This is a genomic window from Pseudomonas sp. Z3-6, assembly GCF_051131985.1.
GTDB lineage: Bacteria > Pseudomonadota > Gammaproteobacteria > Pseudomonadales > Pseudomonadaceae > Aquipseudomonas > Aquipseudomonas zanjanensis.
The window spans coordinates 685,706-707,312 of record NZ_CP071644.1; the positions used below are offsets into that span (position 1 = coordinate 685,706).

Annotated in this window: 18 protein-coding genes; 3 read left to right on the forward strand and 15 right to left on the reverse strand. The window is 60.3% G+C overall.

All coding sequences use genetic code 11. From position 1 onward, the window contains the following. Window positions 1-65: 65 nt before the first annotated feature. The 3 genes from rpoD to rpsU all read right to left on the reverse strand — a co-directional run bounded on the left by rpoD (window position 66) and on the right by rpsU (window position 4,633). On the reverse strand, window positions 66-1,913 hold the full coding sequence (rpoD, locus tag J3P88_RS03055; RefSeq protein ID WP_186706958.1) for an RNA polymerase sigma factor RpoD: 1,848 nt from the start codon (window positions 1,911-1,913) through the stop codon (window positions 66-68). 67 nt (window positions 1,914-1,980) lie between these two features. Then, entirely contained in the window at window positions 1,981-3,939 is a 1,959-nt protein-coding gene (gene dnaG / locus J3P88_RS03060) for a DNA primase (RefSeq protein WP_024616738.1), read from the reverse strand. A 478-nt stretch (window positions 3,940-4,417) separates the two neighbouring features. Then, the gene (gene rpsU / locus J3P88_RS03065) at window positions 4,418-4,633 is read right to left on the reverse strand and encodes a 30S ribosomal protein S21 (RefSeq protein WP_002551877.1); all 216 of its coding nucleotides are present in this window, start codon (window positions 4,631-4,633) and stop codon (window positions 4,418-4,420) included. 199 nt (window positions 4,634-4,832) lie between these two features. On the opposite strand from rpsU, the gene tsaD reads away from it, so the two are divergent. Beyond that, entirely contained in the window at window positions 4,833-5,858 is a 1,026-nt protein-coding gene (tsaD, locus tag J3P88_RS03070) for a tRNA (adenosine(37)-N6)-threonylcarbamoyltransferase complex transferase subunit TsaD (protein WP_186706959.1), read from the forward strand. An 8-nt stretch (window positions 5,859-5,866) separates the two neighbouring features. Here the strand turns inward: tsaD and plsY are convergent, their stop codons facing one another. Beyond that, window positions 5,867-6,436, reverse strand: a complete 570-nt coding sequence (gene plsY / locus J3P88_RS03075; protein ID WP_003206189.1) for a glycerol-3-phosphate 1-O-acyltransferase PlsY — start codon at window positions 6,434-6,436, stop codon at window positions 5,867-5,869. A gap of 74 nt (window positions 6,437-6,510) precedes the next feature. On the opposite strand from plsY, the gene folB reads away from it, so the two are divergent. Together folB and folK are read left to right on the forward strand one after the other, a co-directional pair. Then, complete coding sequence (gene folB / locus J3P88_RS03080; RefSeq protein WP_039590767.1) at window positions 6,511-6,864, forward strand: dihydroneopterin aldolase; 354 nt, start codon at window positions 6,511-6,513, stop codon at window positions 6,862-6,864. Next, entirely contained in the window at window positions 6,855-7,373 is a 519-nt protein-coding gene (gene folK, locus J3P88_RS03085) for a 2-amino-4-hydroxy-6-hydroxymethyldihydropteridine diphosphokinase (protein WP_186729599.1), read from the forward strand. The genes folB and folK overlap by 10 nt, the downstream gene beginning before the upstream one ends. Window positions 7,374-7,504: 131 nt before the next feature. Here folK and J3P88_RS03090 read toward each other — a convergent pair whose 3' ends face one another. The 11 genes from J3P88_RS03090 to J3P88_RS03140 form a co-directional block, all read right to left on the reverse strand. Next, on the reverse strand, window positions 7,505-8,731 hold the full coding sequence (locus J3P88_RS03090) for a multifunctional CCA addition/repair protein (protein ID WP_434573957.1): 1,227 nt from the start codon (window positions 8,729-8,731) through the stop codon (window positions 7,505-7,507). A 63-nt stretch (window positions 8,732-8,794) separates the two neighbouring features. Then, window positions 8,795-10,360: a SpoVR family protein gene (locus J3P88_RS03095; RefSeq protein ID WP_186706962.1), complete on the reverse strand. Its 1,566-nt coding sequence runs from the start codon at window positions 10,358-10,360 to the stop codon at window positions 8,795-8,797. Beyond that, on the reverse strand, window positions 10,357-11,628 hold the full coding sequence (locus J3P88_RS03100; RefSeq protein ID WP_003206179.1) for a YeaH/YhbH family protein: 1,272 nt from the start codon (window positions 11,626-11,628) through the stop codon (window positions 10,357-10,359). The genes J3P88_RS03095 and J3P88_RS03100 overlap by 4 nt, the downstream gene beginning before the upstream one ends. A 113-nt stretch (window positions 11,629-11,741) precedes the next feature. After that, window positions 11,742-13,664 carry a PrkA family serine protein kinase gene (locus J3P88_RS03105; RefSeq protein WP_003177689.1) on the reverse strand — a complete coding sequence of 641 codons (1,923 nt, stop codon included), beginning with the start codon at window positions 13,662-13,664 and terminating at the stop codon, window positions 11,742-11,744. A 299-nt stretch (window positions 13,665-13,963) separates the two neighbouring features. Beyond that, window positions 13,964-14,293, reverse strand: coding sequence for a thiosulfate sulfurtransferase GlpE (glpE, locus tag J3P88_RS03110; RefSeq protein ID WP_434573960.1), 330 nt, complete (start codon window positions 14,291-14,293; stop codon window positions 13,964-13,966). A gap of 32 nt (window positions 14,294-14,325) precedes the next feature. Beyond that, window positions 14,326-15,201, reverse strand: coding sequence for a symmetrical bis(5'-nucleosyl)-tetraphosphatase (locus J3P88_RS03115; protein WP_434573961.1), 876 nt, complete (start codon window positions 15,199-15,201; stop codon window positions 14,326-14,328). Then, window positions 15,201-15,581: a Co2+/Mg2+ efflux protein ApaG gene (apaG, locus tag J3P88_RS03120; protein WP_434573963.1), complete on the reverse strand. Its 381-nt coding sequence runs from the start codon at window positions 15,579-15,581 to the stop codon at window positions 15,201-15,203. Before apaG ends, J3P88_RS03115 begins: the two co-directional genes overlap by 1 nt. 116 nt (window positions 15,582-15,697) lie before the next feature. Beyond that, on the reverse strand, window positions 15,698-16,516 hold the full coding sequence (gene rsmA / locus J3P88_RS03125; RefSeq protein WP_186706966.1) for a 16S rRNA (adenine(1518)-N(6)/adenine(1519)-N(6))-dimethyltransferase RsmA: 819 nt from the start codon (window positions 16,514-16,516) through the stop codon (window positions 15,698-15,700). After that, window positions 16,513-17,502, reverse strand: a complete 990-nt coding sequence (pdxA, locus tag J3P88_RS03130) for a 4-hydroxythreonine-4-phosphate dehydrogenase PdxA (protein WP_186729596.1) — start codon at window positions 17,500-17,502, stop codon at window positions 16,513-16,515. The genes rsmA and pdxA overlap by 4 nt, the downstream gene beginning before the upstream one ends. Continuing rightward, entirely contained in the window at window positions 17,499-18,815 is a 1,317-nt protein-coding gene (surA, locus tag J3P88_RS03135) for a peptidylprolyl isomerase SurA (RefSeq protein ID WP_139197732.1), read from the reverse strand. The genes pdxA and surA overlap by 4 nt, the downstream gene beginning before the upstream one ends. Then, window positions 18,796-21,594 carry an LPS-assembly protein LptD gene (locus J3P88_RS03140; RefSeq protein ID WP_434573966.1) on the reverse strand — a complete coding sequence of 933 codons (2,799 nt, stop codon included), beginning with the start codon at window positions 21,592-21,594 and terminating at the stop codon, window positions 18,796-18,798. Before J3P88_RS03140 ends, surA begins: the two co-directional genes overlap by 20 nt. Window positions 21,595-21,607: the final 13 nt, after the last annotated feature.

Genomic DNA, 21,607 nt, shown 5'->3' on the forward strand with positions numbered 1-21,607 from the left:
AGCGTAACGAAGGGGATTTTATCTGTGCATAACAAAACCCCCGGCAGGGCCGGGGGTTTTGAAGGTCACTCGTCGAGGAAGGAGCGCAGATGCTCGCTTCGCGTCGGGTGGCGCAGTTTGCGCAACGCCTTGGCTTCGATCTGGCGAATCCGCTCACGGGTCACATCGAACTGCTTACCGACTTCCTCAAGGGTGTGGTCGGTATTCATGTCGATGCCGAAGCGCATGCGCAGTACCTTGGCTTCACGGGCAGTGAGGCCGGAGAGCACTTCGCGAGTCGCTTCCTTGAGACTCTCGACCGTGGCGACATCAATCGGAGACTGCATGGTGGAGTCTTCGATGAAGTCACCCAGATGGGAGTCTTCGTCATCGCCGATCGGGGTTTCCATGGAGATCGGCTCTTTGGCGATCTTCAATACCTTGCGGATCTTGTCCTCAGGCATTTCCATGCGTTCGCCCAGCTCTTCCGGCGTCGGTTCGCGACCCATTTCCTGCAACATCTGCCGGGAAATGCGGTTGAGCTTGTTGATCGTCTCGATCATGTGCACCGGAATACGGATGGTGCGGGCCTGGTCGGCGATCGAGCGAGTGATCGCCTGACGGATCCACCAGGTGGCATAAGTCGAGAACTTGTAGCCGCGACGGTATTCGAACTTGTCCACCGCCTTCATCAGGCCGATGTTGCCTTCCTGGATCAGGTCGAGGAATTGCAGGCCGCGGTTGGTGTACTTCTTGGCGATGGAGATCACCAGGCGCAAGTTCGCTTCGACCATCTCTTTCTTCGCGCGACGGGCCTTGGCCTCGCCGATCGACATGCGACGGTTGATGTCCTTGATCTCGGCGATGCTCAGGCCGGTCTCGGCCTCCAGCGCACTCAGCTTTTGCTGGCAACGAACGATGTCCGGCTGCAGGCGGGCAATGGCTTCAGCATATTTGCTCTTGCCCTTGGCCAATGCATCGGTCCAGCTTTCGTCGACTTCGTGGCCAGGGAACTGGCGCAGGAAATCGGCACGTGGCATGCGGGCGTCACGCACGCAGAGCTGCATGATCGCGCGCTCTTGCTGACGAAGGCGATCCAGGGCACTGCGAACACGCTCGACCAGGCCTTCGAATTGCTTCGGTACCAGCTTGATCGGCATGAACAGCTCGGCCAGTGCCAACAGCTCGGCGATCGCCTGCTTGTTGTTGCGGCCATGCTTCTTCAGCGCCTTGCGGGTGATTTCCATCTGGTCGGCCACGGCGCCGAAACGCTGTGCGGCGATGACCGGATCCGGACCGCTTTCGGCTTCTTCCTCGTCGTCGCTGGCTTCGGCGTCGTCGTCATCGGTGTCGTCGTCGGCCTTGACGGCTTTCGCGTCGATCGGCGGCGGCACTTCGGCGGCAGGCGGCGCAATGCCGTCGTCCGGGTCGATATAGCCGCTCAGGACGTCAGACAGGCGGCCACCTTCGGTGGTGACGCGGGTGTACTCGGAGAGAATATGGTCAACCGTGCCAGGGAAGTGCGCGATTGCGCCCATCACTTCGCGGATGCCTTCTTCAATACGCTTGGCGATTTCGATTTCGCCTTCACGTGTGAGGAGCTCTACCGTACCCATTTCACGCATGTACATGCGCACGGGGTCCGTGGTGCGACCAATGTCGGTCTCGACCGCTGCCAACGCTGCGGCCGCTTCTTCAGCGGCCGCCTCGTCGGTATCGGCGTCGGCCAGCATAAGGGCATCCTTATCTGGAGCAACCTCGAATACGTTGATCCCCATGTCGTTGATCATGCGGATGATGTCTTCCACCTGTTCCGGATCTGAAATATCCTCCGGCAGGTGGTCGTTGACCTCCGCGTAAGTCAGGTAGCCCTGCTCACGACCCAATAGGATCAACTCTTTGATACGAGACTGCTGTTGCGCTTTTCCGGACATAACACCCTATCCACTGAAGGTCTTGGCGGGCAAAAAACAAGCCGAGGATTATACCTGAGCTGTGACCTCACGCGCCAGTTGAGGTCGGGTTTGATGCGCAAACATTGCGGCTGAGTAAGTCGCGCAATTGGTTTTTCTCTTCGCTGGTCAACTCACTCTGGCGAGCTTTTCGCAGAAGTTGTTCCAGGTTTCGCTCGCGTTGGCGGGCGGACAAGCTAGTAATGGTGTCGAAAAACTGTTGTTCAAGGTTGTCTCCCTCAATCAGCCATTCCTTCTCGGCCAGGGCCTTCAAGAGGCGTCCCTGCTCGGTACCGTGCCACCGTGCGATCAACTGGAACGAGTTTAGCTTGGGGTTCTTCTGCACGGCTTCAAGGAGTGCCACCAGCAATTGTGTATTGCTGTGGTCCTCGGCGGCGAAGTGCCCTGCGTCCTCGACTTTCTCCGCCAGTTGCGGGTGATGCAGCAAGGTGCGCAGGGCGGCCAGTGTTGGTGGTTCGACGGCGGCCGGCACGCGCGGGGCACGTGGTTGGTCGCGATCGCCGCGCTTGCCGTTCTTGTCCCAGGGTTTTTTGTCCCATTTCTTGCCGCCACTGCCGGGTTTTTTCGGTGTCCATTCCTGCTGGGGGGCGTAATCCTGCTGGGGTTGATGATAGTCGGCGAAATCCGGCATCGCGTCGTAATCGATGCCCGGGTCATAAGCGGGTGGCGCCTCCTGGGGGGCGCTGTGCACCAGTTGATTGACCGCTTCGCTGTTCAGCCCGGTGATCTCGGTCAGGCGCTGGCGCATGAGTGTGCGCAGGTTGGCGCCGGGCACCTTGTCGATCAGCGGTGCCGCGAGGGTGGCCATGTGGGCCTTGCCTTCGAGGGAGCGTGGGTCGGCTTCTTCGGTCAACTGCTGGAAAAAATAATCGGCCAACGGTTGTGCGTGCTGGTTGATCCGCGCACGGAACGCGTCGGTACCCTCGGAGCGCACCAGGGTGTCCGGGTCCTCGCCCTCGGGCAGGAACAGAAAACGTGCCCGGCGCCCATCCTGCAGGCATGGCAAGGTGGCCTCCAGTGCGCGCCAGGCGGCGTTACGGCCGGCCTGGTCGCCGTCGAAGCAGAACAGCACGTTGGGCACCACGCGAAACAGGCGCTTCATGTGTTCTTCGCTGGTGGCCGTGCCCAGGGTCGCGACGGCGTTGCGCAAGCCTTGCTGGGCCAGGGCGATCACATCCATGTAGCCTTCGACGACGATGATTTCGTCGAGGTTGCGGTTGTTCTTGCGCGCTTCGTACAGGCCGTAGAGTTCCTGGCCCTTATGGAATACCGGGGTTTCCGGAGAGTTCAGGTATTTCGGCTTGTCGTCGCCCAGTACCCGGCCACCAAAGGCGATGATCCGCCCGCGTGTGTCGCGGATCGGAAACATGACCCGGTCGCGGAAGCGGTCGTAGCGCTTGCCGGTTTCGGCGTTTTCGATCAGCAGGCCGGCGTCGATCATGGCGCGCTGCTGCAGTGTGTCGCTGCTTAAGTGCTTGTACAGGTTGTCCCAGCCGGGCGGGGCGAAGCCGAGGCCGAAGTCCCGGGCGATTTCGCCAGTCAGGCCGCGGCCCTTGAGATAATCCACCGCGGCCTTGCGCGCCGGATGGCTTTTGAGGGCCTGGCGATAGAAATCGGCTGCAGCCGTCAGTAGCGGGTAGAGCGGCGAATCGGTCGGTTGGCGCGGCTTGTGTTGTCGACCGCTTTCCTCCCGGGGAATTTCCATGCCCGCGGCTTTGGCCAGTTCTTCGACGGCCTGGGGAAAGTCCAGGTTGTCGTGGTCCATGATGAAGCCGAGGGCGTTGCCGCCAGCGCCGCAACCGAAGCAATAGTAGAACTGCTTGTCGGGGCTGACGCTGAAGGAGGGGGTTTTCTCTTTGTGAAACGGGCAGCAGGCGGTGTAGTTCTTGCCTGCTTTCTTCATTTGCAGGCGAGAGCTGACCACGTCGACGATGTCGGTGCGGTTCAGGAGGTCGTCAATAAAGCTCTGGGGAATCAGCCCGGCCATGGCGTTCTCATCATCACTGCGCGAAATAGGGGCCCGAAATCGGCAGGCGTAACCGGGTCTGGGTTTGAGGCACGCTGAATCGGTGGCTCGACCGGGTCGTCTGCATCATCGCTGTCGGGAAGTGTATCTGCCGATAATCCACTGACGTTAATAACTATCAGTATTCGACTGTTTGAATGTGTTGCGCTGAGTCCGGTAACGGCCGGTCGGGCCTCGGATAGCTCATGAAGCGGGCACGCAGGTAGGTGCCTTGGGCTGATCGTCGTTAGAGGAATCAGGGTGTGCTCGTCGGTAGCCTTGGAAGGCTCGTCAGGAAAGACGTGCACCGCTGGCAAAAGAGCCAGGTCTGACGCAGTGAAGCGGTTGTCTTGGTCGCGTCTGCGGCTTTGACGGTGAAGCATCAAGCGTTATTCCGCAAATGCCATAAGCCCGGCTTGAAGGCCGGGCTTGGCAGAAGCTTGCTACGGACGTCTGTGTATTAGTACAGACGTACGGCGCGGCGCTGTTCGCGCTGAACTTTCTTGGCGTGACGCTTAACAGCGGCTGCTGCCTTGCGCTTACGCTCAGAAGTCGGCTTCTCGTAGAATTCGCGGCTACGAACTTCAGCCAGAACACCGGCTTTTTCGCAGGAGCGCTTGAAACGACGCAGAGCTACGTCGAAGGGTTCGTTCTCTTTTACTTTGACGGCTGGCATCCAGAGCTACCTTCATTCATTACCGGGGTCAACATCCTCGCGGCAAAAGAGCACTTGAAGACGTCGGTTTTTAAGGGTTGCGGATGTTAACCCCTCATCGCTCGGAATGCAAAGCCTCTGATCGAAAACCGCTGGTCGGGGCACAACGCGGCGACTATTATGCGCGCCTTCGAATTCAGCCTCTACAAGGCGCAAACCCATGCTAGTACTGGGATTAGAAACCTCCTGCGACGAAACCGGTGTCGCACTTTACGACAGTGAGCGCGGCTTGCTGGCCGACGCGCTGTTCAGCCAGATCGACCTGCATCGCGCCTACGGCGGGGTGGTGCCCGAGCTTGCCTCTCGCGATCACGTCAAACGCATGCTGCCCTTGATCCGTCAGGTCCTGGCTGAAGCCGGCTGCGTGCCGACCGAGATCGACGGCATCGCCTACACCGCCGGCCCGGGCCTGGTGGGCGCGTTGCTGGTGGGCGCTTCCTGTGCCCAGGCGCTGGCCTTTGCCTGGGGCATTCCAGCCTTGGGCGTGCATCACATGGAAGGCCATTTGCTGGCGCCGATGCTGGAGTCGCAACCACCAGAGTTCCCGTTCGTCGCTTTGTTGGTTTCGGGTGGCCATACGCAGCTCATCCGGGTCGATGGAATCGGCCAATACGAGCTGCTCGGCGAAACCCTCGACGATGCCGCCGGCGAAGCGTTCGACAAAACCGCAAAAATGATGGGACTCAATTATCCAGGCGGGCCGGAAATTTCCCGGCTGGCGACGCAAGGGGTCGAGGGGCGTTTCGTGTTCCCGCGGCCGATGTGCGACCGTCCCGGCCTGGATTTCAGTTTCAGTGGGCTGAAGACCTTCGCCCTGAACACCTGGCAGCAGTGCGTCAGCGCCGGGGACGACAGTGAACAAGCCCGTTGCGACATCTCACTGGCGTTCCAGCAGGCCGTGGTGGAGACTTTGACCATCAAGTGCAAGCGTGCCCTGAAGCAGGCCGGACTCAAGCGGTTAGTCATCGCCGGCGGCGTGAGTGCGAACAAGGCCTTGCGGACATCGTTGGAGAAAATGCTCGGCGACATGAAGGGCGACGTTTACTACGCCCGGCCGGAGTTCTGCACAGATAACGGTGCGATGATTGCCTTTGCCGGCTGCCAGCGTTTGCAGGCCGGCCAGCAGGAAAGCCTGGCGATCAGCGTGCAGGCGCGCTGGCCCATGGAGCAGTTGGCACCCTTGTGAAACGTTATTTAAAAATGCCGTTCGCGCCCGGCGAACAGGTCGCGTAGATTGCCGCGGTGACGCCAGACGATCAGGGCAACCAGCGCGGTCATTGGCAGCAAGGCCGCCGGTTCCTGCCAGGCCAGTAACGGCAGGGTCAGCGGTGTGGCGATCAGCGCGGCCAGGGAGCTGGTGCGGGTCAGGTAGAACGTCAGCAGCCAGGCACAGACAGCCAGCAGGGCGGCGGGCGGGTACAGGCCCAGCAGCATGCCGGCGGCGGTGGCGACACCCTTGCCGCCACGAAAGCGAAAGTACAGCGGGAATAGATGGCCGATGACGGCGCAGACGCCGATCCAGGCCTGTTGCTGCAACGAAAGCCCTGCAAGGCTGGCGATCAGTACCGGGACAAGGCCTTTGCAGAGGTCGCCCAGCAGGGTCAGGATGGCGAGTTTGCGTCCGGCCAGGCGCAGCATGTTGGTGGCGCCGGCATTGCCCGAGCCACTCATTCGCGGATCCGGGCGACCGGTCAGGCGGCTGAGCAAAATGGCGAAGGACAGCGAGCCGAGCAGGTAGGCGAGAATCGCCAGTAACCAAAACATGCTAACTATTCCGGGCGAGGACGCCCTGATTCTAACGGGGCATCGCGCCCTTGTCGTGCTGCGGAGAAGAGTGCTTGGACAGAGTGTTTATCGAGGGCCTGGAAGTCGACACGGTAATCGGTGCCTACGACTGGGAGCGAGGCATCCGACAGTGCCTGCGGCTTGACCTGAGCTTCGCCTGGGACAACCGCCCGGCCGCCGCAGGCGACGACCTGACCCTGGCGCTCGACTACGCCAGCGTGTCGTCGCGCATCCAGGCGTTTGCCGAGCAGGCGCAGTTCCAGTTGGTCGAGACCTTCGCCGAACGACTGGCCCAGGAGCTCATGGACGAGTTCAAGATCACCTGGTTGCGTCTGAAAGTGACCAAGCCTGGCGCCGTACCGGCGGCCAGCGGCGTTGGCGTGGAGATCGAGCGCGGATGTCGCTGACTCAGGTTTTTCTCGGGCTCGGCAGCAATATCGAGCGCGAAACCCATTTGTGCGCCGGTCTTGAGGCCTTGGCTGGATTCCTCGTGGACATGCGCTGTTCAGCCGTGTTCGAGAGCCAGCCGGTGGGGATCAAGAGCGGGCCGTTCTTCAATTTTGTCGTCTCGGCCTTCACGGATCTGCCGCTGATGGAATTGGACCGTCGCCTCAAGTTCATCGAGGCGGATAACGGTCGCTATGCGCCGGACCGCAAGGGATTGCCACTGGATATCGACGTGTTGTTGTATGGCGAACAGGTCGGCAACTTCGATGGGCTGATCCTGCCGCGCGCGGAAATTCTCAAGAACGCCTTCGTCCTGTGGCCTTTGTCATTGATGGCGCCGGATCGAATTCATCCGGGCGTGGGCAAGAGCTTCGCCACGCTGTGGGAAGAAGCGCAGATCGACCAGGTGCTGGCACCGGTGGCTTTCGAATGGCGAGGCCAGCCGCTTACGCCGTCGAATCTGTTGTGAGACGGCTGCCGTCATCGCGAGCAAGCTCGCTCCCACATTAGGATTTCAGCGTGCACCTATCTTGTGCTCAACGAGATCCACTGTGGGAGCGAGCTTGCTCGCGATGACGGCGGTTGACCTGAAAACGCCTGTCAGTTCGCCGCTTCCTTGTAGGCTTTCAACGCCCTGAGGCGCTCACGCTTGATTGCCTCTCCCAACTGCGGCCCCTTGAAACCCTTCTCCAGCAAAGGCTGCACCGCCACCGCGCGGGCCGCTGCCGCAGCGCCCCGCAGATACTCAGCCTGTGGATAACTTCGCTCTTCGAGCCCCTTGCGCCCCCGTGCATCCATCTCGCATGCCGCAATGAATTCCTCGAAGCGCTGGGGCCGACGATACACATCAAAACTTTGCAGCAGCTCAAGCAAAGTAGAGGCCTTCAGTTCAAGCGCACGGTGGCCATGGGTGTGGTACTGGCCAACCAGTAACGCCAGTTCCTGACAGTCCCGCGGTGCCTTGAAGCGTTCGCTGACGGCTCTGATCAGCTTCAGGCCCGTGTGCTCATGGGCGATGTGACGCGGCCATTCGTGTTGAGGTGTCAGGCCTTTACCCAAGTCATGGAGCAGGCAGGCCCAGCGGACCGTTAACGGTTGTTGGTGCAATGCCGCCTGCTCCAGCACGCTCAAGGTGTGGACGCCGGTATCGATTTCCGGGTGATGGGCTTCAGGCTGCGGCACGCCGAACAGCGCGTCGACCTCGGGCATCAAGATCTTGAGCGCCGTGCAGTCGCGCAACACCTGGATAAATACCTGTGGCTGTTTTTCCATGAGGGCGCGGGAAATTTCTTTCCAGCTGCGCTCGGCCGTCAACGCCTCCAATTCGCCGGACTCACTGAGCTGGCGCATCAGTTCGAGGGTTTCGTCCGCCACCTTGAAACCCAGCGGCGCATAACGGGCGGCAAATCGGGCAACACGCAGGACTCGGAGTGGATCTTCGGCGAAAGCGGGGGAAACGTGGCGTAATACCCGGGCTTCCAGATCGCGCTGGCCGTGGTACGGATCGGTCAGGTTGCCATGGTCATCTTCAGCCATGGCATTGATGGTCAAGTCCCGGCGAACCAAGTCTTCTTCCAAGGTCACTTCGGGGCTGGCATGGAACACGAAGCCGCCATAGCCGCGGCCGCTCTTGCGCTCAGTGCGGGCGAGGGCGTATTCCTCGCCAGTCTTCGGGTCGAGGAATACTGGAAAGTCGGCCCCCACAGGGCGAAAACCCTTGGCGAGCATTTCCTCGGCAGTCGCCCCCACCACGACCCGATCGACGTCGGTGACGGGAATGCCCAGCAGGCGATCGCGAACGGCGCCGCCAACTTTATAGATCTGCATAAAAAACCTCCGTTGGTTCGACAGGATAACCTTTGCGTCGGACCTCTGGAGGCGAAAACGGGATCAAAGATGGATGACGGCCAGGTCCAGGCGGCCATAGTCGCCTTCGGCTTGTTCGCTTCTTGGAGGGACGTGATGGGTTTTCATCACTTGGTCGCCTTGCAGGGTTTCCAGATGAATATCGAAACCCCAGAGCCGATGCAGGTGCTTGAGCACCTCATCGGTGGAGTCACCAAGAGGTTTACGGTTGTGGGCCTGGTGGCGCAGGGTCAGCGAGCGGTCTCCGCGGCGATCGATGCTGTAGATCTGCACATTGGGTTCGCGGTTACCCAGGTTGTACTGCGCCGCCAGGGTTTCGCGGATGATGCGGTAGCCGCTCTCATCATGAATGGCAGGAACCACCAAGTCATCTTTCTGATCGTCATCAAGGATGCTGAACAATTTCAGGTCGCGGATCACCTTGGGTGAAAGGTACTGCAGGATGAAGCTTTCGTCCTTGAAGCTGCTCATGGCGAATTTGATGGCGGACAACCAGTCCGAGCCGGCGATCTCGGGGAACCAGCGACGATCTTCCTCGGTAGGGTTTTCGCACATCCGCCGGATGTCGCGGTACATGGCGAAGCCCAGTGCGTAAGGATTGATGCCACTGTAGTACGGGCTGTCGAAGCCAGGTTGGAACACCACGCTGGTATGGGACGTCAGGAACTCCATCATGAAGCCGTCGGTGACCAGGCCTTCGTCGTACAGGTCGTTCATCAGCGTGTAGTGCCAGAACGTGGCCCAGCCTTCGTTCATCACCTGGGTCTGGCGCTGTGGATAGAAGTACTGGGCAATCTTGCGCACGATGCGCACGATTTCCCGCTGCCACGGCTCCAGCAACGGCGCATGTTTTTCAATGAAATAGAGAATGTTCTCCTGGGGCTCGGCCGGGAAACGGGCATTGTCTTTTTCGTTGTACTTGTCGGCACCTTTGGGAATGGTGCGCCATAGGTCGTTGATCTGTTTTTGCAGGTGCTCTTCGCGGTCCTTCTGGCGTCGGCGTTCCTCTTCGGCGGAAATCGGATAGGGGCGCTTGTAGCGATCCACGCCATAGTTCATCAGGGCGTGGCAGGAGTCCAGCAAGTCCTCCACCGCGTCGATCCCATGGCGCTCCTCGCATTGCATGATGTACTGCTTGGCGAACACCAGGTAATCGATGATCGAACTGGCATCGGTCCACGTGCGGAACAGGTAGTTGCCCTTGAAGAAGCTGTTGTGCCCGTAGCAGGCATGCGCCACCACCAAAGCCTGCATGCAGATGGTGTTTTCTTCCATCAAGTAGGCGATGCATGGGTCGGAATTGATCACGATCTCATAGGCCAGCCCCATCTGGCCGCGGCTGTAGGATTTCTCGGTACTGAGGAAATGCTTGCCGTAGGACCAGTGGTGATAGCCCAGCGGCATGCCGACCGACGCGTAGGCGTCCATCATTTGCTCGGCGGTGATCACCTCGATCTGGTTCGGGTAGGTGTCCAGGGCATAACGGTCTGCGATACGGCTGATTTCGCGGTCGTAGGCCTTGATCAGCTCGAACGTCCATTCGGAGCCGGTGGAAATGGGCTGGCGCTTCTGCTCTTTTTTGGCGGTCATGTCACTAACCTGCGCTGGAAGAGTTCACGGAAGACCGGGTAGATATCCCCGGCCGAGACCAGTTGCTGTTGGGCAAACGTGTCGGAAAATGCTTCGGCAATCCGTTCGTATTCGTACCACAAGGCCTGGTGTTCCCGTGGGGTAATTTCCACATAGGTGTAGTACTGGACGAACGGCATGATCTGGTTGATCAGGATGTCACGGCAGATCGGTGAATCGTCGTTCCAGTTGTCGCCGTCCGACGCCTGGGCCGCATAGATGTTCCACTCGTTGGCGGGGTAGCGTTCGGCCATGATTTCCTGCATCAGCTTCAGGGCGCTGGACACAATGGTGCCGCCGGTTTCCCTGGAGTAGAAAAACTCCTCTTCGTCCACTTCCCGGGCGCTGGTGTGATGGCGGATGAACACCACGTCGATCTTGTCGTAATTCCGTTTCAGGAACAGGTACAACAGGATGAAGAAGCGCTTGGCGATGTCCTTGGTCGCTTGGGTCATGGAGCCGGAAACGTCCATCAGGCAGAACATCACCGCCTTGGAGCTGGGGTTTGGCTGCTTCACCAGCAAGTTGTACTTGAGGTCGAAGGTATCGAGGAACGGGACGCGATGGATGCGGGCGCTAAGCTTCTCGATTTCCGCTTCGAGGTCTTGAATATCGCCGAAATTGTCGGGTTCTTCGCGTTTGAGGCGAGCCAGTTCTTCCTTGGCTTCGCGCAGCTTTGCCCGGCTGCTGCCCGACAGCGCGATGCGCCGGGCGTGGGCGGAGCGAAGGGTGCGGATGATGTTGATGCGTGATGGGTTGCCTTCATTGCTGATACCGGCACGCACGGTCTTGAAGGTGTCGGTGCCGGTCAGGTTGCGCTTGACCAGGTTCGGCAGCTCCAGGTCCTCGAACATGAACTCCAGGAATTCCTCCTGGGTGATCTGGAAGACGAACTCATCCATGCCTTCGCCGGAGTTGCCGGCCTTGCCGGGGCCCTTGCCGCCACCTCCGCCTTGGGGACGGGGGATATGCTCGCCACTGGTGAACTCCTTGTTGCCAGGGTGCACGACGGTCTGCTTGCCGCCGCGCCCATGGTGCAGCACCGGCTCGTCGATGTCGCGGCCGGGGATGCTGATCTGTTCGCCGTGTTCCATGTCGGTAATGGAGCGTCGGCTGACCGCCTCTTCAACGGCCTTCTTGATGTGGTCACGGTAACGCCGCAGAAACCGCTGGCGGTTCACCGTGCTTTTGTTCTTGCCATTAAGGCGTCGGTCGATCACATAGCTCATAGGCCCCTCCGGGGGAGCTTCAAGTCGTAAGCCTCAAGCCGTAAGGGGCGTGGCGTCGAGCCTTGGGCTCAACGCCGTTCCCTTGCAGTCTGTAGCTAGAAGCTTGCCGCTGCTTATTGCGATTTCCGGACCCGCAGGTACCACTCGGAAAGCAGTCGTACCTGTTTGTCGGTGTAGCCACGTTCGACCATGCGTGTGACGAAGTCGTTGTGTTTTTGCTGGTCCTCCTTGCTGGCCTTGGCGTTGAAGCTGATTACGGGCAGCAGGTCTTCGGTGTTGGAGAACATTTTCTTCTCGATGACCACCCGCAGCTTTTCATAGCTGAGCCAGGTTGGGTTCTTGCCGTTGTTGTTGGCCCGGGCGCGCAGCACGAAGTTGACGATTTCGTTGCGGAAGTCCTTCGGATTGCTGATGCCGGCTGGTTTCTCGATTTTCTCCAGTTCCTCGTTGAGGGCCACGCGGTTGAGTATCTCGCCGGTTTCCGGGTCGCGGTATTCCTGGTCCTGGATCCAGAAGTCTGCATACAGCACATAGCGGTCGAAGATGTTCTGGCCGTATTCGCTGTAGGACTCCAGGTACGCCGTCTGGATCTCCTTGCCAATGAACTCGATGTAGCGCGGTGCCAGGTATTCCTTCAAGAAGCGCAGGTAGCGTTCGCGGGTTTCGGCCTGGAATTGCTCCTGCTCGATCTGCTGTTCCAGCACATACAGCAGGTGAACCGGGTTGGCCGCGATCTCGTGGGGGTCGAAGTTGAAGACCTTGGACAGGATCTTGAACGCGAAGCGCGTGGACAGCCCGTTCATCCCTTCGTCCACACCCGCGTTGTCGCGGTACTCCTGGATCGACTTGGCCTTGGGATCGGTGTCCTTGAGGTTTTCACCGTCGTACACGCGCATCTTCGAATAGATGTTGGAGTTTTCCGGTTCCTTGAGGCGCGACAGCACCGTGAACTGGGCCAGCATTTTCAAGGTGTCGGGGGCGCAATGAGCCTTGGACAGCGAACTGTTGAACAACAGCTTGTCGTAGATCTTCACCTCATCGCTCACTCGCAGGCAGTACGGCACCTTGACGATATAGATCCGGTCGATGAAGGCTTCGTTGTTCTTGTTGTTGCGGAAGGTATGCCATTCCGATTCGTTGGAGTGAGCCAGCAGAATGCCGGTAAACGGAATGGCCCCCAGGCCCTCTGTACTGTTGTAGTTGCCTTCCTGGGTAGCGGTCAGCAGCGGGTGCAGTACCTTGATGGGCGCCTTGAACATTTCGACGAATTCCATCAGGCCCTGGTTGGCCCGGCACAGCGCACCCGAATAGCTGTAGGCGTCGGCGTCGTTCTGTGGGAATTCTTCCAGTTTGCGGATATCGACCTTGCCCACCAGGGCCGAGATGTCCTGGTTGTTCTCGTCACCCGGCTCGGTCTTGGCGACCGCGATCTGGTTGAGGATCGAGGGGTAGAGCTTGACCACCCGGAACTGGCTGATATCACCGCCGAACTCGGCCAGGCGCTTGGTCGCCCATGGCGACATGATGGTATTGAGGTAGCGGCGTGGAATGCCGAAGTCTTCTTCGAGGATCGCGCCGTCCTCGGTGGCGTTGAACAGCCCCAGGGGCGATTCGAACACCGGCGAGCCCTTGATGGCATAGAAGGGCACTTTTTCGATCAGTTGCTTGAGTTTTTCGGCCAGGGACGATTTACCGCCACCTACGGGGCCGAGCAGATAAAGGATCTGCTTCTTCTCTTCCAGGCCTTGGGCGGCGTGGCGGAAATAGGACACGATCTGTTCGATGCATTCTTCCATCCCGTGGAAGTCCGCAAAGGCCGGATAGCGGCGAATCACCTTGTTGGAAAAGATGCGCGAGAGCCTCGAGTTGGTCGAGGTATCCAGCAGCTCCGGTTCTCCGATGGCCAGCAACAGACGCTCCGCAGCCGACACATAGGCACTGCGGTCCTGCTTGCAGAGTTCGAGGTATTCCTGCAGCGAGTATTCCTCTTGCCGCGTGGACTCGAAACGTTGCTGGAAGTGGCTAAAAATGCTCATGACGTCACCTCGCTCGATACGTGGAGCCGGTGTCGGATCAATCAGTCGATGCTGGACAGCCCCTGGGGACCCAGTTGCCGTTTACCCCCCAGAATGCTTTCAAGAATGCAGGCTCCTGAAAGCTGACTCCCGATGACCCGCGCGCCGGTGTACCGGCTCTCCCCTGTTTTGGATGGCCTGAGGCTAAGGATAGTTCGGAATCGGGGAGGTAAAGGTGGAATACGTAATTAGTTGTGGCAGACCGTTCGTCTGCCATCGCTCAAGCCCACGGTTCACGCGGGCTTGGCCGGGATAAAAAATTATTCGTGGGTGCCTTGCGCTGTTTCTGCAGGATAAGTCGCACGCCATAGCTCAAATCCGCCGTCGAGGCTGTAGACGTCGCTGAAGCCCTGGCTGATCAGATAAGCGGCTGCGCTCTGGCTGGAATTGCCGTGATAGCAGACCACGACAGTGGGCGCATCGAGGTCGGCGGCACGGATGAAATCGGCAATGGAATGGTTATCCAGATGTTTGGAGCCACGGATATGCAAAGCGGCAAAAGTGGCCGGGTCGCGAACATCGACGACGACCGCGCCTTGCTCGCGCAGGGCTTGGGCCTGTTCCGGGGGGATGCGTTTGAATTCGGTCATGGGGGACTCCTGTAGCGTGGGCGCAACGCCGGTCAAACGGCGGTGCCGGCCGGCGATGGTGCTGTGGCTGGGGGGTGGGTTTTGGCGTGGCCCTGTTCGTCGCAATCGCAGCGCAGTTGCTCGCCGGTGTCGATGTTCATCAGCGTCAGGGCGCTGCCCCACACGCAGCCGGTATCGAGGGCGAAGACGCCGGGTTCGTCGCACTGGCCTTCCAGCGCCGCCCAGTGCCCGAAAATGATCTTCAAGTGACGGGTCTTGCGCTCGCTGTGCTTGAACCACGGGGCATAGCCGGGTGGTGCGGTCTCGATGCCTTCCTTGCCCTTGAGGTCGAGCTTGCCGTCGCGGGTGCAGAAGCGCATGCGCGTGAAGTAATTGGTGATGACGCGAAGGCGGGCGCTGCCGGTGAGGTCGTTGTCCCACTTGACCGGCTCGTTGCCGTACATGCCATCCAGGTAGGGCGCGAACAAATTGTCGTCGCGTAATGCCTGTTCCACCTCGGCCGCACACTTGAGCGCCTTGCGCAGGGACCACTGGGGCGGGATGCCGGCATGGACCATCGCCAGGTTGCGCTGCTCGTCGTAGTGCATGAGCTTTTGCTGGCGCAGCCACTCCAGCAATTCAACGCAATCGGGGGCGGCGAGGATTTCGCTCAAGGTATCGGATTTTTTCAGGCGCTCGATGTTCTGCCAGGTGGCCAGCAGGTGCAGGTCGTGGTTGCCGAGTACGCACACCACCGACTGGCGGATACCGTGGAGAAAGCGCAGCGTCTCAAGGGACTGCGGGCCGCGGTTGACCAGGTCACCCACCAGCCACAGCGTGTCTTTTTGTGGATCGAAGGCGACGCGCTCCAATAGACACTTGAGCGGGTCGAGGCAGCCCTGCAGGTCGCCGACCGCGTAGGTGGCCATTAGTGCAAGGCCCCGGGCACAGCCAGGCGAAACGGCTTGATGACAGCATCGAAGCGTGTACCGTCCTCGGCCAGCATTTGGTAGGTGCCCTGCATGGTGCCGACCTTGGTGGTCATCACCGTCCCGCTGCTGTAGTTGTGGCTTTTACCGGCGTCGATCAATGGTTGCTGGCCGACCACGCCTTCACCACGCACTTCTTCAACGTGACCGTCGCCGTCGGTGATGACCCAGTGCCGCGACAACAGCCTGGCCGGCAACGAACCGTTGTTGCTTACGGTAATACTGTAGGCGAAGGCGAAGCGGTCATGTTCGGGTTGCGACTGTTCTGCCAGATAACGGGTGGTGACGCTGACGTCGACTTGGTAACGAGGATCAGACATGCAAATAAGGCCTTAAAAACGAAGCGGGACGCGGGCGCGACTCAGGAGATGAGTCTAGGCCAAGTATCGGGTAGTAAACCAGACTGGCGTACTGCCCGATAGCGCTCGACCTCTGTTCAGTTGGCGTCGGCTTGCGGGGCGGCCTGTTCGCTGAGTTTGTCGGCCAAGCGTACGAACGCCGCCAGGTCCAACTGCTCGGGGCGCAGGCTGCCATCAACGCCGGCGGCTTCGATTTCGGCGCTGCTGAGCAACAGTTTCAAGGTGTTGCGCAGGGTCTTGCGGCGCTGGTTGAACGCTTCGCGCACCACCCGCTCCAGCAGGCGATGATCCTTGGCCGGGTGCGGCAGGACGGCATGAGGCACCAGGCGAACGATGGCCGAGTCGACTTTCGGTGGCGGGTTGAATGCACCCGGGCCTACGTTGAACAGGTGTTCGACCCGGCAATGGTACTGGACCATGATCGACAGGCGACCCCAGTCTCCACCACCAGGGCCGGCGGCTAGACGTTCGACCACTTCTTTTTGCAGCATGAAGTGCATATCGCGGATCAGGCCGGCATTGCTCAGCAGATGGAAGATCAGCGGCGTGGAAATGTTGTACGGCAGGTTGCCCACTACCCGCAGGCTGTTCGGCGCGGCGTTCAGGCTATTGAAGTCGAACTTCAGCGCGTCGCCCTGATGCAGGTTGAAGTTGCTCTTGCCGGCGAACTGCTGGTTGAGGATCGGGACCAGGTCTTTATCCAGCTCCACCACGTCCAGTTGTGCGCCGCTGTCGAGCAGGCCCTCGGTCAGGGCGCCCTGGCCCGGCCCGATTTCCAGCAAGCGGTCGTCGGGCTTGGCCCGGATGGAACGCAGGATGCGATCGATCACGCCGGCGTCATGCAGGAAGTTCTGGCCGAAGCGCTTGCGCGCGCGGTGTTGGTATTGCTCGGTCATAAATGGGTCTCGGCCATCTGGTAGGCGGTTTCTAGCGCGACTTGCAGGCTGCCGGTATCGATCTTGCCGCTGCCGGCCAGGTCCAGGGCGGTGCCATGGTCCACGGAGGTGCGGATGATCGGCAGGCCCAACGTCACGTTGACTGCCGCGCCGAAGCCTTTGTATTTCAGCACGGGCAGGCCCTGGTCGTGGTACATCGCCAGCACCGCATCGCAGTGCTCCAGATATTTGGGGGTAAACAGAGTGTCGGCAGGCAGCGGGCCACGCAGGTCCATGCCCTCGCTGCGCAAGCGCTCCAACGTGGGTTCTATGATGTCGATTTCTTCTCGGCCCAGGTGTCCGCCTTCACCGGCATGGGGGTTGAGTCCACAGACCAGGATGCGCGGTCGGGCGATGCCGAATTTTTCCTGGAGGTCTGCGTGCAGGATGCGCGTGACCCGTTCCAGGCGTTCCGGGGTGATGGCGTCGGCGATGTCCCGCAAGGGCAGGTGAGTGGTCACCAGGGCCACGCGCAGGCCACGAGTGGCGAGCATCATCACCACTTGCGCGGTGTGGGTCAGCTCCGCCAGGAATTCGGTGTGCCCGGAAAAGGCAATCCCGGATTCGTTGATCACGCCCTTGTGCACCGGCGCGGTGATCATGCCTGCGAACGCCCCATCCAGGCAGCCTTGACCGGCGCGGGTCAGGGTTTGCAGGACGAACGCGGCGTTGGCCTGGTCCAATTGCCCGGTGACGACCGGGGCGCCCAACGGCGTATCCCAGACGTACAGGCTATTGGCGGGCGCTGGAATATCCGGCCAGGCCTGCGGCGTCACCGGCAACAGGTCGACGACCACCCCCAGTTGCGCGGCCCGCTCAAGGAGCAGGTCGCGACTGGTGATGGCAATCAGGGGATGCGGCTGGGGTTGCGAGGCGAGCAGCAGGCACAGGTCGGGACCGATGCCGGCTGGTTCGCCGGGTGTCAGCGCGAAACGCTTGGGTTTCACTGCGCTGCCTGGTCTGCACCAGGAAGTTTGATTTCAACGTAGGCTTCGTCGCGAATCTGACGCAGCCAGGTTTGCAGCTCTTCGTCGTATTTGCGGTTACGCAATACGGTCATCGCCTGCTGTTCGCGCGCCTGGGTGGTGCTGTCGGTGGCGCGACGGCCGAGGACTTCCAGTACGTGCCAGCCATAAGGGCTCTTGAACGGCTTGGACAGCTGGCCTTGCGGCGTATCAGCCATGACCTGGCGGAACTCGGGAACCAGGGCGTTTGGGTCCACCCAGTTCAGGTCGCCGCCGTTGAGGGCCGAACCCGGGTCTTCCGAGAAGCTCTTCGCCAGTTCGGCGAAGTCTTCACCCGCTTCGATGCGGTCGTAGAGTTTCTCCGCCAGACGCTTGGTCTCGGCTTCGCTGCGAATCTCGCTTGGCTTGATCAGGATGTGGCGAACATGGACTTCGTCACGGACCTGGGTTCCGCCACCGCGTTTTTCCAGCACTTTCAGGATAATGAAGCCACCTGGGGTACGTGCTGGCTGGGTGATGTCGCCGACGGCCATGGCGCTCAGCTCGCGGTCGAACGGAGGCGGCAATTGAGCGGGCTTGCGCCAGCCCATGTCGCCGCCTTCCAGGGCGTTGTCGCTGCCCGACTTGGCAATGGCCATCTGGCCGAAGTCGGCCCCTTGCTTGAGCTGCTGGTAGACATCCATTGCCTGGCGATAAGCACTTTGGATGGCTTCGGAGTTAGCGCTTTCCGGGGTAGGAATCAGGATGTTCGCCAGGTGCAGCTCTTCGGAAAGCTGCATCTTGCCCAAGTCGGAGGCGAGGAAGTTTTTCACTTCCTGTTCCGACACCTGGATGCGTTCGGCGACACGGCGCTGGCGCACACGGCTGATGACCATTTCGCGGCGGATCTGATCGCGGGCGTCCTCGTAGGAGAGGCCGTCGCGAGCCAGGGCGGCACGGAACTGGTCGATGCTCATGTTATTGCGCTGGGCAATGGTGCCGACGGCCTGGTTCAGTTCTTCATCGGTGATGCGGATGCCGGAACGTTCGCCGATCTGCAATTGCAGGTTTTCGACGATCAGGCGTTCGAGCACTTGCTGGTCCAGCACGCCTGGAGGCGGCAGGCCTCCGCCGCGCTTGGCGATGGTTTGCTGCACTTCATGGACGCGCTGGTCCAGTTGGCTCTGCATGACTACGTCGTTGTCGACGATGGCCACTACCTTGTCGATGGACTGTACCGCGGCGTTGGCTGCGGTACCCAGGAACAGCGCGCCCAACATCAGCGGGCGCAGACAATCAGAAAGCTTGGTCTTCACGTTCACGATAACCTTGGATGCCTTTGTCGAGGAAGCTCTCTACCTTGGCGCCAGTCAGGCCGCCGAGTCCCTTCAGAACAATTTGGAGGAAGATGCCGCGGTCGCCTTTTTCGTTTTCCGGGGCGGCTTGACTGAACTCTTCGTAGTCGACCCAGTAACGGTTGATCAGGCGCAGTTTCCAGCAGCAGTTGTCGTATTCGAAACCACCGAAGGCTTCCAGGGTACGGTTGCGGTTGTAGTCATACTGCCAGCGGCTGATGAGGTTCCACTGTGGCACGATCGGCCAGATGACCGAGAAGTCGTGCTGCTTGATCTTGTAGTAGTCCTTCACGTAGCCAGGTGTGCCTGGCGTGCCGTAGTCGCCACCGCCCACGGACCATTGACCCGTAGTCTGGTCGTAACGGACCTGGTCGTTGCGATAGCGATAACCGGCGTTGATGACCTTGTTCGGGTTGTCTTCTGGCTGGTAGTGGAACATCGCGCTGCCCGAGCGAGGGCTGTGGGTGTCCGGATCCCAGTTGTAGGTAGCCGTGGTGCGCCAGTCACGGTTCCAGCGGAATTCGTACTCCAGTGCGTATGGAGATACGTCTGACTTGGCATCTTCACGCGTGTTGAAGTCGATGCCTGGCAGTTGAACTTCGCGGTCCTTGAAGTAAAAGGCCTGGCCGACACTGACGCGCTGGCGCTCGAAACCGTTTTCCTGGATCCAGCGACTGGTCACGCCCAAGGACAGTTTGTTCTCGTCGCCGACACGGTCGGAGCCGGAGAAACGGTTGTCCCGGAACAGCGAGGAATAGCTGAAGGTGGATTCGCCGGTGTCGAAAACCGGAATGTCGCTTTGATCTTTCTCTGGGACATAGAGGTAGAACAGGCGCGGCTCCAGGGTTTGACGGTAGTTGCTACCAAACCACTGGGTGTCCCGGTCGAAGTACAGGCCGCTGTCGATGCTGGCGATTGGAACGCCGCGGCTCTGGCTGCCACTGTAGGTGCCGCGCAGGCGATCAGCCTCGGCCGATTGTGCGGCGATTTGCGACTTGCCGGTGCTATCCAAGTCCAGATCGTACTGGGTGTACTGGTATTTGAGCGACGGCTTGATGAAGCCATAGCTTGCTTCCATCGGTAGGCTCATGACCGGCGCCAGGTTCAGGCGATTGCCGTTAGCCCGTGCCAGGCCGCGAACGTTAGTGTCCAGCCGGTCCTCGGTATTACCGTCTTCGTCAGTGTAGACACCAGTCCGCAAATCTCGATCAAACCGAACCAACTCCGTCCTGTAAGCGAAATCCAGGCCGTACGGATGCTGAGGCAGCGATCCGTCAAAGGTGATCTGAGGCAGGCGATTATACGGTGTGATCTTCGAAATCGTCGCCAGCTGGTAAGCCTGTGCATTCAAGCGGGCAACATAGTTGTCCCCCCGATAGCTGACGATCCCTTGCTGATTGACGCGATCATTGGACTCGATACCAATCTGATCGCTTTCAAGGTCCTGGAAATAGTACGGATCGCTGATCTTGGTGTAGTCGACTTCCGTCAGCACGCGGGAATCGAGGCCGCCCTTGTGCTGCCAGTTGTACATGTAGCGGGTCTTGTCGTAGTCGCTCTGCCCGCTGCGCTCATCGTCTTCGTCGTTGAGGTACGCAGCACCGAACTGACCTTCGCTGGACTTGGTCAGGTAGCGGAACTCGCCTTCCATCAGCAGGCCGCGCTTGGCCATGTAGCGCGGGTACAACGTGGCGTCGTAGTTCGGCGCCAGGTTGAAGTAGTACGGGGTGACCAGTAGGAAGCCGGTGTCGCTGCTGGTGCCGATGGTCGGCGGCAGGAAGCCGGACTGGCGACGGTCGTCGATCGGGAAATAGATGTACGGCGTGTACAGGACCGGGAAGTCCTTGACCCGCAGCGTCACGTTGGTCGCGGTGCCGAAACCGGTGGCCGGGTTCAGGGTGATGTTGTTGCCCTTGAGTGTCCAGGCGTTGCTGCCCGGCTCGCACGTGGTGTACGTACCGTCCTTGAGGCGGATGATCGCGTTCTCGGCGCGCTTGGCGTACAGCGCGTTACCGCGGATGCGCGATTTGTGCATCACGTATTCGGCGTTGTCGACCTTGGCTTCGCCGGTGTCCAGTTGCACATCGGCGTGGTCGCCGACGATCAGCGCACCGTTGTCGCGAACCCGCACGTTGCCGCTCAGCTCGCCACGGTTCTCGGCCTGGTACAGGCTGGCCTCGTCGGCCTCGACCTGCATGCTGCCCTGGCGCATGACCACGTCGCCGGCCAGGGTCGCCACCTGTTCTTCCTGCTGATAGCGCGACGCCTTGGCGCCGAGGAAGGTGGGCGCATCGCTCTTGGCCGTCTTGTCATCCATGCCAGGACGCGTCGGCTCGATATAGGCACCCGCGCAGTAAGGACCAGTTTCAGCCAGTTGCGCCGGGGTGAGGTTCTCGCGTGGAACCCAATCCAGGTGGCTGTAGTCTGCACTGCGCGACTTCAGGCCACGGCCCTTGGCTTCGGTCACGAGCATCGGCTTTTCGCCGGCTTCCTCGCCCGAGCCGCTGTCGGCCGGAGCAGCGCCGCTGTCGGAAACCGCACTGCCATCATGCACGGGACGCGGCGGCAACGCGGCGGCCGGTGTCTTGGGTGCGCAGTCCCAGGCACCCGAAGCGGAGACGGAGCAGTCATACTGCTGCGCCGCGACGACGAATGAAGAGGCCAGGGGTTGCAGGGCCAGCAGACTGCCGGTGACCAGCAACGGAAATTTTTTACGAAACGCGGGGGATTTCAATGCCATCTTATTAGTCCGG